Here is a 3,695-nt window from a genome sequence, read left to right as displayed (position 1 = left end):
TATTTTGCTTATTTCAGAGGCATTGGTCAAAAAATTGATCTATCAATCGTTGGGATTATTTCCACACTGGAGCTACTTGTATCAGTTCTTATAGGCAGTGTTTTTTTAAATGAAACGATTACTGTTGTAAAACTCATAGGCCTTGTGTTAATTGTCTTATCAATCGTAATCTCTCAGCAGCAAAGCAAAACACTGTATTTGACTGCTGGTGATTAAATTTTCAATTTTTCATATTTTTAAATTGTTAAATTGTATATCTGTTTTTCTGTCTATATATTGTTTGTTTATATATTATCTATTTATATATTATCTGTTTATATGCTTATGTGATTGGGGATTGAGAACTCTTTTGCATAAATGGATATAGTAATTCAATCATTTTGACGATTTTAGTGAGGCTCTCCATGACGTGGGCCTCTTCTTCATATGAAAAACAAATTCTAATCTGGTTATGTCCATGAAGACTGCTATAACAATGTTCCCCAAGTAATAGGGTGATACTTTCATCTGTCATAAGTTTATAATATAAGAGCTTACAGTCAAAATGTGAGGGTAATGTTAGCCATAGTACCAGCCCCCCATGAGGATAAGTGACTTTTACGTAAGGTGGCAAGATTGCATCCAAGTGATTTTTCACTCTAGAGAGCAGTGCTTTAAGTTCATGTCTCAACCATATTAAATGCTGTTTGTGGTCTACCGAGGCAAGGTATGAAGCCACAATGGCTTGATTGAGTAAAGGTGCACATGAATCAATGCTTGACTTTGCATTTACAAGCTTTTGTCTCAAGATTGGATCTGTGATAATTGCAGATAATTTTAGTGCGGGGCCAAGTGTCTTACTAAGTCCCACAAGATAGAGGACTCTCCCCTCTTCATCTACGCTCTTCAGGGGTCTTTCCAAACGATCATAATATAAATCACCCCATGAATCATCCTCAAGTATCAGAAAGTTATGCTCTTTTGCAAGTTCAATAACCGATTGAACCGTATCGAATCGTGCAGAATAGCCAGTTGGATTATGAAAGTTTGGCATGGTATAAAGCAGTTTAACGGGATATTTTTCACACATGACAAGGAGTGCGTCGACGTCAATTCCCTTAGGTGTCATTGGAACTTCCAAAATCTGAGCCCCCCTACTTTTAAAGACATCAATTGCACCTGGAAAAGAGGGTGATTCGATGACCACGACATCTCCATGTGAAATAAAGGTTTGTGCAACAAGGTGAATACCTGCCTGTGAACCACTGGTGATTACAACTTCATCCGGTTTTGTATGTATCCCCTTGTCTATAACATATTGACAGACCTTATCAATCATGTTGGGTTCACCTTCTACTGGCGGGTGTTTGATCAAGACTTTGATTTCATAGTTTGATAGAAATTGATCCATTATAAATTTTGTCGGCAAAAATCGCTCATGCAAAGAGGCAGTACTTAAATTGTTACTGTATATGTTTTTGTATCTTAAAGTCCTTTGCGTAAAACCTGCACGCACCACATAATCTTGAATCCTGCTTTGCCACTGGTCGTGACCTTCTTCACTTAGCCCTCCTTTTTCTGTGTTACTCTTTCTTACGAAGCTTCCCTTGCCCTGAATTTTATAAATCAATCCTTTGGCTTCAAGTGCCTCATAAACTTTTACAACGGTCATGGCACTTACTTCAGCCATTTTAGAAACTGTTCTAATAGATGGCAGTGGACTATCTGATGGTAAAATGCCTGAAATAATTCTGTTTTCAAATGCGTCGTACAGCTGTTGTCTTAAGCTTGTCTTACTTTGGCGATCAAGTTTGATTTGCAATTGTAGCCTCCTATATCATAGCTTTATTAAGGTAATTATACAGCAAAGTGTTCTACTGTTCTAGCAAAAAGTCCTAAAAGTGTTATATTTGAATTTTGACTGTTATATATTTTTATGGATATAATGCATAATATAAATTGTATAATTCAAAAACATAACAAGTATGACAAATGCATAAATAAGATATATAGGAGGCTTATATGAACAACAAATATCGAATACCCAGACTATTTTTCGGCATATTTTTATATGGACTCGGCATTGTATTAGCCATCAGAGCAGATATTGGCATTGCACCATGGGCAACATTTCATCAGGGCATTTCAAATGCTCTAGGGATTACCTTTGGACAAGCCACCATTGGTGTTGGGATCATCATACTTGCCATCAATTACACAATAGGTATTAAAATCGGTTTTGGTACTGTAATTAATGTCTTTGGTATTGGTTCGATTGTGGATTTTCTTTTGGCATATAACCTTGTGCCGAAGATGACGACCCTTTTTACTGGTGTGATCATGGTTATTCTCAGCATGTTCGTCATCGCACTTGCCACTTATTTTTATATTGGTGCCGGCTATGGTACAGGACCACGTGATGGTTTAATGGTTGGCCTCGTAAAAAAAACCAATAAAAAGGTTGGCAGCATACGCGGTGGTATAGAAGTCACAGTCCTTTTTATTGGCTTTCTACTGGGTGCAAAAGTTGGTATAGGTACCTTGATTTTAGGTGTGGGTATTGGTCCCATTGTACAATGGACCTTCAAAGTATTGGACTTTGATGTTAAAAATATTGAACATCAGTACCTGTCATTGAATTTCCAAAAGTAGCGTTTTTAAAATACATCAATAATTTTTAATATCTACTTATAATTTTAATTTAGACAAAGCATCTGCAAGCGGCGAGACGTACTCAGAATTCTTCTTTTGTTCCTGAAGATATTTTTGTACGTCTTTTTGATTGCCTTTATTACTCGCCTCTTTGCGACGTTCATTAAAAGCGGTTAGTTTTTCTTTATGACCACATTTACAGATGAAAATTTGTTGATCGCCCTGCCCTCTTAGCTCTAGCTTTTTATGGCAATTTGGGCATCTTGCATTTGTTACCCTAGATATGCCTCTACGATAACCACACTCTCGATCTTGGCAGACGAGCATTTTACCCTTCTTACCTGAAACTTCAAGCATGAATTTACCACAATCAGGACATTTTTCCCTGGTGATATTATTGTGTTTGAACTTTTGGTCACTGTTTTTAATATCTCTAACACTGTCCTTTGAAAAGGCTTTAATGTCGCTGATAAACTGTTCTTTTTTAAGTTTGCCGTTTGCGATAAGCTCAAGCTTTTGTTCCCAATCTGCCGTTAACTCTGCTGATTTTAAATCCTCAGGCACAAGGTCTAGAAGTTGTTTTCCCTTAGATGTAATTTGTAGATGATTACCGGTCTTTTCTATTAAAAAAGTATTCAGCAGTTTTTCAATGATATCCGCTCTGGTAGCCACTGTACCAATCCCATAAGGCATATTTTTAATGGGGTGTTCCATAGCTGTTAGTAGGGTTCCCTCTGTATATAGGGGTGGAGGTGATGTTACGCCCTTTGTCATATGCATACCATTAATATTAAGGGTATCACCTTTTGATAAATTTGGTAAGATTTGCTCCCTGAGTTGGTCATCGCTTGTATCGTCTTCGTATTGATTGTTATAAACTTCCTTCCAACCCTGCTTTAATATGACCTTTCCTTTTGCTTTAAAATGTTGTCCGCCTATGTTCAAGGTAAGACTGGTTTGCTCATATTCAAAAGGTGGTAACAAGACTGCTATAAACCGTTTTACAACCAAATCATAGATTTTGCGTTCATCGCTTGATAAGTCTGAAGGATGTACACCTTGTT

4 protein-coding genes are annotated in these 3,695 nt (G+C 37.0%); 2 read left to right on the top strand and 2 right to left on the bottom strand.

Annotation, left to right across the window (positions count from 1 at the left end; translation table 11 throughout):
- A partial coding sequence (locus AC220I_RS19825; RefSeq protein ID WP_486725598.1) for an EamA family transporter occupies positions 1–216 on the top strand: 216 nt, incomplete at its 5' end.
- Between the two features lie 106 nt (positions 217–322).
- Here the strand turns inward: AC220I_RS19825 and AC220I_RS19820 are convergent.
- Positions 323–1,801 carry an aminotransferase-like domain-containing protein gene (locus tag AC220I_RS19820; RefSeq protein ID WP_486725597.1) on the bottom strand — a complete coding sequence of 493 codons (1,479 nt, stop codon included), beginning with the start codon at positions 1,799–1,801 and terminating at the stop codon, positions 323–325.
- A 200-nt stretch (positions 1,802–2,001) separates the two neighbouring features.
- Between AC220I_RS19820 and AC220I_RS19815 the strand changes: the two genes are divergently transcribed.
- Positions 2,002–2,631 (top strand): YczE/YyaS/YitT family protein, encoded by a 630-nt coding sequence (locus AC220I_RS19815; protein WP_486725596.1) that lies wholly within the window; start codon positions 2,002–2,004, stop codon positions 2,629–2,631.
- 36 nt (positions 2,632–2,667) lie between these two features.
- Here AC220I_RS19815 and AC220I_RS19810 read toward each other — a convergent pair.
- On the bottom strand, positions 2,668–3,695 hold a 1,028-nt coding region (locus AC220I_RS19810; protein ID WP_486725595.1), incomplete at its 5' end, for a DNA topoisomerase.

The sequence above is a fragment of the Fusibacter sp. genome, assembly GCF_057447755.1.
The sequence above is the reverse complement of the archived record's forward strand: the minus strand, read 5'-3'. Positions and strand labels throughout refer to the sequence as shown.